Origin of the sequence: Kitasatospora sp. NPDC050543, from assembly GCF_044457565.1 — a bacterium.
GTDB lineage: Bacteria > Actinomycetota > Actinomycetes > Streptomycetales > Streptomycetaceae > Kitasatospora.
In genome coordinates this window covers 40,722-46,721 of sequence record NZ_JBITGZ010000044.1, presented here as the reverse complement: position 1 = coordinate 46,721, position 6,000 = coordinate 40,722, and the positions used below count along the sequence as shown (strand labels likewise).

Sequence of the window (6,000 nt, the reverse complement as noted above, 5' to 3'; positions counted from 1 at the left end):
GGGCCAGATCTTCGTCAAGGGCGAGGTCATCAAGACCGTCCCGGAGTCGAAGATCGTCGAGACGCTGATCGAGGAGGCCCTCAAGCTCGCCGAGCAGATGCAGGCCGACGGCGTCGAGGCCGGCAGCCCCACCGTCGTCGCCGCCGACTGACTCCCGCAGTGTTCCGGTGTGGGGCCGTCCGTCCACGGACGGCCCCGCCGCCGTATCCGGGCGGGGCCACGGAGTAGGGTGCGGCAAGAGTTGTCTCAGTGAGGTGCTGACTCGATGCTCGATCGAGGTGTGATGCTCCCAAGCTCGTTCCAGGCGGCCCGCGCCCTGGCGACCACCCGCGTCCTGGAGGCCGAGGATCTCGCGGACACCCTTGAGGTGCTGCACCGCGATCCCGTCGCCAACGCCTTCGTCGCCACCCGGGTGGAGGCGGTCGGACTGGACCCCTGGCGCCTGGGCGGCGAGATGTGGGGCTGGTACGACGAGAACGGCAGCCTGGAGTCGCTCTGCTACGCCGGCGCCAACCTCGTCCTGGTCAACGCCGGCCCCGAGGCCGTCCGCGCCTTCGCCGAGCGAGCCCGCCGTCAGGGCCGGCGCTGCTCCTCCATCGTCGGCCCGGCCGGGTCCACCGCCGCGCTCTGGGCGCTGCTGGAGCGCAGCTGGGGCCCGGCCCGCGAGGTCCGTGCCCACCAGCCGCTGCTCGCCACCGCCCTGCCGTCCACCGAGGTGGCCCCCGACCCGCTGGTGCGGCGGGTGCGCAGGAACGAGGTCGAGACGCTGATGCCGGCCTGCGTCGCGATGTTCACCGAGGAGGTCGGCGTCTCGCCGCTGGCCGGTGACGGTGGGCTGCTCTACCAGGCCCGGGTGGCCGAACTCATCAGCACCGGCCGCTCGTTCGCCCGGATCACCGAGGCCGGCGAGGTGGTCTTCAAGGCCGAGATCGGTGCCGTCACCCGGGGCGCCTGCCAGATCCAGGGCGTCTGGGTCGCCCCGGAGTACCGCGGGCAGGGGCTGTCGGAGAGCGGCATGGCCGCGGTGCTGGAGGTCGCCCTGCGCGAGGTCGCGCCGGTGGTGTCCCTCTACGTGAACGACTACAACCTGCGCGCCCGCGCCGCCTACCGTCGGGTGGGCTTCCGCGAGGTGGGCGCGTTCATGAGCGTCCTGTTCTGAACTCCCTTGCCCCGGTGCCCGGTTGGGCCCCTGTCGCGGCAGGGCCGGTCGAATCCGGGTGGAGAGGGGCGAAGCAGCCGCTTGGAGCGGCCGCCGGAGTAGTAACGTCCCGGGTCATGGAGCAGCTCACCGAGGTGACGATCGAGGCCATCGACCTTGCGGCCTGGGCGCCGTACGCGCTCGAGGTGCAGGCGGTGGCCTTCGGGCTGACGGCCGAGGAGGTCGCCGTCCGGCTGCAGATCGTCGGGCGCCACGCGCAGCAGCCCGGCGTGCTGGCGCTCGGCGCGATGAGCCGCGGCCGGCTGGTCGGCTTCGGGTACGGGATGCCCAACCGGCGCGAGCACTGGTGGAGCACGGTGATCCAGCCGCATCTGGAGGCGGCCGGGCACGGTGACTGGCTGGACGACGTCTTCGCGATCACCGAACTGCACGTCCTCCCGCAGTTCCAGGGCCGGGGCGTGGGCAGCACCCTGATCAGGACCTTGTGCGAGCGCTCCGGGCAGCCGCGCAGCATCCTGTCCGCCATCGACGCGGAGACTCCGGCGCGCCGGCTCTACCGCGCGCTCGGCTACCGGGATCTGGCGCGTGCGGTGCGCTTCCCCAACACCGACCGCCCGTACGCGGTGATGGGGGCTCGGCTGCCGCTGGCGCAGTGGCGGGCCGGTCAGAGCCAGTCGGCGAACTCCAGGTAGAGCTCCGCGCTCCCGGTGTCCCCGGCCTCCAGGTGGCGCAGGCCGGTGTCCACGCTGCGCAGCAGGGTCCAGCCGCGCAGCCGGTCGTGGTCGACCTCGACGGCCTCGGCGAGCTGCTGGAGCCTGCGGCGGGCGGCGCCGCGGGGCCCGGGGGAGGCGACCAGGGTGTCGATCCGGTCCTGGGCGAGCCGGGCGAGGTCGTAGGCACGCTCGCCGGCCAGCGGTTCGGGGGCGACGGCGAGCCAGGGCGCCCGGTCGGCGGCCAGCACCTTGCCGTGATGGAAGTTGCCGTGCAGCAGGAACTGCTCGGTGGCGGAGGAGAGCAGGACCTCGGCGGCCTCCAGGGCCGCGTCGGCGAGCGGCCGGGCGTCGGCGGCGGCGGGCAGCTCACAGCGGCGGCGCAGGCCCGAGAGGAGCACGGCGGCGTGGTCGGCGAGCGGGGTGAAGCCGTGGCCGTCGGTGAGCGGCACCCACAACCGCCGGAGCAGGCTGGTGGCCTCCAGCATCGCCTTCGCCTCGGCGAGTGAGCGCAGCGGGATCTCCCCGTGCAGGCGCTCCAGCAGCAGGACGCCCTCGGCGGGGTCGGAGTCGAGCAGCAGGACGGCGCCCCGGCCGGCCCAGTGGGCGAGGGCGGCGTGCTCGCGGGAGGGCTCGGGAGCGGGCAGGGTGGCCTTGAGCGCCACGGCGCTGAGGTCGTCGCGGTGGGCGTAGCCGATCAGACTGCGGCGGCCGCCGGGCTCCAGGACGCGCTCCAGGGTGAGGTCCCAGCGGGCCAGGTGCGCGGCCACCCGCTCGGGCAGGCTCGTCAACCAGCTGCGGGCCGCCTCGCCCTCCTCGGCCGTGACGGTGTGCGCCAGGCGTGCCGGGATGCTGATCTGCCCTGGTGCTGGCGACATGCTGGCCTTCCCGTCGAAGCGTGCCCTGGTGCTACCCGTCCATTGTCGGCCATGAACGGGAACCGGCAGGTCAGCGCGGCCGGTCGGGGGAGGGGGCCGGGCAGCGGCCGTGAGGCGTGGTCAGCGGGGTGCGGTGGCCGGGGCGGTGGGGGTGCCCGTGCCGGGGGTTCCCGTGCCGGTGGGGGCGGCGGTGGCCGCCGGGTCGGGCAGGCCGGGGAAGGCGGTCGGGGTGGCACCCCACTGCCTGGCCCGGAGGGCGCACTCGCGCAGCGCGTCGGCGGCGGCCAGCCGCAGCGGGCCGGCGGCCTGCCCGACCAGGGCGGCATAGACGTCGGTGAGCCGGGTCTCCACGTGGGCGGCGAGCTTGCCCGCGGTGGCGGCGTCGGAGACCGCGAACGGCAGCTGGTAGCCGGGGGCCGCCGCGGCGGGGGAGGCGCCCGCGCCGGCCAGCAGGCGCTGCCAGGCGTCGCGCCGGGCCTCGTGGGCGGCGAAGGCACTCCGGGCGTCGGTGCGCTGCTGGTCGTCGGGCAGCCGCGCGCCGATGACGCCGTAGCCGTAGATCGCGGCGTGCTCGGCGGCCAGGGCGCTCTGCAGGGCGGCGGTGCCGTCGGCGGACGGCGCGGACGGCGGGGGCGATGCGGGCGCCGTGGACGCCGACGCGGACGGAGCGGACGGAGCGGACGCGGTGGGCGCGGTGGGCGCGGGGGAGGCGTCGGCGCTCGGCGCGGGCGCCGTCGTGCCGATGACGGGGGTGCGGTCGCCGAGGGCGGCGGCGTGCAGCGCGCCCGAGGCGGAGACGGCGGCCAGCAGCGCGGCGAGCGCGGGCGAGGCGGCCGTGAGGTCGGTGAGCCGGGCCTGGGCGGTCTGCCGCTCGGCCGCCGCCAGCGCGGCCACGCTCGTCGGGAGGGCGGCACTCGCCGTGGCACCGGGGGTGGCCGAGGCGTCGGTGGCCGTCCCGGTGGCGGTGGGGGAGGCCGCCGGGGTGGTCGTCGCGGCGGGCGCCGGCAGGCCCTCGGCGAGCGCGGCCCGGTGCTGGGCGACCTCCGCGCGCAGCGGCTGGAGCCGGCCCGCCTGCCCGGCGCCCGGGCCCGCCAGCACGGCGTCGTACCCGGCGAGCAGGGCGTCGGTGTCCGCGACGGCGCGGGTTCTGAGCGGCTGGTCGGGGTCCGGTCCGTGCTGCTCGCCGGAGTCCTTGTCCTTGTCCGGGTGCGTGTCGGTGCACGCGGCGAGGGCCCCGGCGGTGACGAGCAGCCCTAGGGCCAGGGCGGTCCGTCGGGTGGGGGCCTGCATCGTGTCTCTCCCGGGCTCGGGCGGGGGTCGCGGCGCCCCTGCTGGCGTGAATGATTACAGAATCCACACGGGATGAGGCCACCCCGGGGTTCGGTGGGGTGATGTGAGCTTGCTCGCAGTCGGCGTGTCGCTCCCGGCCGTGTGCCGTCCGGAATCGGTGGTTCGGGGGTTGACCGGATAGGCTTTGGCCCGAGTTGCTGCGACTCGCCCCCGTGCCGCGATCGGCGCCGGGGTCCGCAGCGCGACCTCTGACAACAGCAGACGCGGCCGAGGAGTCACCCGGATGAGCACCACCCAGATCGACCGGCTGCGTGCGCTGCTGGAGCCGCTGGCCGCCAACGCGGGCCTGGACCTGGAGGACGTGAAGGTCGCCCAGGCGGGCAACCGCCGCCAGGTGCAGATCGACGTGGACGCCGACGGCGGCGTGGACCTCGACGCGATCGCGGAGTTCTCCCGCGAGGTCGGCCAGGCGCTGGACGAGTCCGATGTGATGGGCAGCTCCGCGTACGTCCTGGAGGTCGGTTCTCCCGGTGTGGACCGCCCGCTGACCGAGCCCCGCCACTGGCGCCGGGCCGAGGGCCGGCTGGTCAAGGCCCAGCTCGCGGACGGCGGCGAGATCATCGCCCGGGTGCTGGAGGCCGACGAGGACGGCGCGCTGGTCGAGGTGCAGCCCGTCAAGGGCCGCGGCCGGGCCAAGGAGCGCCGTCTGGAGTACACCGAGGTGGCCAAGGCCCGCGTCCAGGTGGAGTTCAGCCGCAAGGACGAGAAGCTTCTCGACGAGGCCCCGGATCTCGCGGACGACGCGGACACCGCGGCCGAGGACGCCTCCGACGAGGGGGACGACACCGCGGAGTGAGGTTCTCCGCACCCATCAGCCCCATCCGGTCCATCCGCACCAACGAACGTGTGAACGTGAAGAAAGACGAGGAGGCGTAGCCGTGGACATCGACATGAGCGCCCTGCGCGCGCTGGTTACCGACAAGAACATCCCCTTCGACCTGCTGGTCGAGTCGATCGAGTCCGCCCTCCTCACCGCGTACCACCGCACCGAGGGATCTCGGCGCCGGGCCCGCGTCGAGCTGGACCGCAAGACCGGGCACGTCACCGTGTGGGCGATGGAGGACCCGGCCGAGCTGGAGGAGGGTGTCGAGCCGAAGGAGTTCGACGACACCCCGAGCGGCTTCGGCCGGATCGCCTCCAGCATCGGCATCCAGGTGATGATGCAGCGCCTGCGCGACGCCGCCGACGACCAGACCTTCGGCGAGTACGCCGGCAAGGAGGGCGACATCGTCACCGGTGTCGTCCAGCAGGGCAACGACCCCAAGAACGTGCTGGTCGACATCGGCAAGCTGGAGGCCATCCTGCCTCCGCAGGAGCAGGTGCCCGGCGAGGACTACCGGCACGGGACCCGGCTGAAGTGCTTCGTGGTGGCCGTCCGCCGCGGCGTGCGCGGCGCGTCGGTGACGCTCTCGCGTACCCACCCCAGCCTGGTGAAGAAGCTCTTCGCGCTGGAGGTCCCGGAGATCGCGGACGGCAGCGTGGAGATCGCCGCCATCGCCCGTGAGGCCGGTCACCGCACCAAGATCGCCGTCTGGTCGCGCCGCCAGGGCCTGAACGCCAAGGGCGCCTGCATCGGCCCGATGGGCAGCCGGGTGCGCAACGTGATGGCCGAGCTGCACGGCGAGAAGATCGACATCGTCGACTGGTCGGAGGACCCGGCGGAGATGGTCGCCGCCGCGCTGTCCCCCGCACGGGTGACGAAGGTCGAGATCGTGGACTACAACCAGCGCTCCGCCCGGGTGATCGTGCCGGACTACCAGCTGTCGCTGGCGATCGGCAAGGAGGGCCAGAACGCCCGCCTGGCCGCCCGCCTGACGGGCTGGCGGATCGACATCCGCCCGGACACCGAGGGCGAGCCGCGCGAATCCGAGGCGCAGTAGCAACGCCCGTACCGTGCCGCCCT

General features: G+C 74.4%; 6 protein-coding genes and 1 pseudogene. 5 read left to right on the top strand and 2 right to left on the bottom strand.

Going from position 1 to position 6,000, the window contains the following annotated elements; translation table 11 throughout:
* From ACIBH3_RS32490 to ACIBH3_RS32480, 3 genes and pseudogenes are all read left to right on the top strand, one after another.
* Nucleotides 1-151 (top strand): annotated as a pseudogene (locus ACIBH3_RS32490) (4-hydroxy-3-methylbut-2-en-1-yl diphosphate synthase); the annotation flags it as partial.
* Between the two features lie 132 nt (nt 152-283).
* Complete coding sequence (locus tag ACIBH3_RS32485; protein ID WP_396315702.1) at nt 284-1,159, top strand: GNAT family N-acetyltransferase; 876 nt, start codon at nt 284-286, stop codon at nt 1,157-1,159.
* 116 nt (nt 1,160-1,275) lie between these two features.
* Entirely contained in the window at nt 1,276-1,851 is a 576-nt protein-coding gene (locus ACIBH3_RS32480; protein ID WP_396315701.1) for a GNAT family N-acetyltransferase, read from the top strand.
* Here ACIBH3_RS32480 and ACIBH3_RS32475 read toward each other — a convergent pair.
* On the bottom strand, nt 1,824-2,747 hold the full coding sequence (locus ACIBH3_RS32475) for an aminoglycoside phosphotransferase family protein (protein ID WP_396315700.1): 924 nt from the start codon (nt 2,745-2,747) through the stop codon (nt 1,824-1,826). The genes ACIBH3_RS32480 and ACIBH3_RS32475 overlap by 28 nt on opposite strands.
* A gap of 120 nt (nt 2,748-2,867) precedes the next feature.
* Complete coding sequence (locus ACIBH3_RS32470; protein WP_396315699.1) at nt 2,868-4,037, bottom strand: ferritin-like domain-containing protein; 1,170 nt, start codon at nt 4,035-4,037, stop codon at nt 2,868-2,870.
* A gap of 283 nt (nt 4,038-4,320) precedes the next feature.
* On the opposite strand from ACIBH3_RS32470, the gene rimP reads away from it, so the two are divergent.
* Both rimP and nusA read left to right on the top strand, forming a co-directional pair.
* Complete coding sequence (gene rimP, locus ACIBH3_RS32465; protein WP_396315698.1) at nt 4,321-4,893, top strand: ribosome maturation factor RimP; 573 nt, start codon at nt 4,321-4,323, stop codon at nt 4,891-4,893.
* 82 nt (nt 4,894-4,975) lie between these two features.
* Nucleotides 4,976-5,977, top strand: a complete 1,002-nt coding sequence (gene nusA, locus ACIBH3_RS32460) for a transcription termination factor NusA (RefSeq protein WP_396315697.1) — start codon at nt 4,976-4,978, stop codon at nt 5,975-5,977.
* The last annotated feature ends 23 nt before the right edge of the window (nt 5,978-6,000 follow it).

Coding starts and splice junctions, on each gene's coding strand:
- ACIBH3_RS32480 (WP_396315701.1), top strand. CDS start 1,276: ATGGAGCAGCTCACCGAGGTGACGATCGAGGCCATCGACCTTGCGGCC.
- ACIBH3_RS32485 (WP_396315702.1), top strand. CDS start 284: ATGCTCCCAAGCTCGTTCCAGGCGGCCCGCGCCCTGGCGACCACCCGC.
- ACIBH3_RS32475 (WP_396315700.1), bottom strand. CDS start 2,747: ATGTCGCCAGCACCAGGGCAGATCAGCATCCCGGCACGCCTGGCGCAC.
- ACIBH3_RS32470 (WP_396315699.1), bottom strand. CDS start 4,037: ATGCAGGCCCCCACCCGACGGACCGCCCTGGCCCTAGGGCTGCTCGTC.
- rimP (WP_396315698.1), top strand. CDS start 4,321: ATGAGCACCACCCAGATCGACCGGCTGCGTGCGCTGCTGGAGCCGCTG.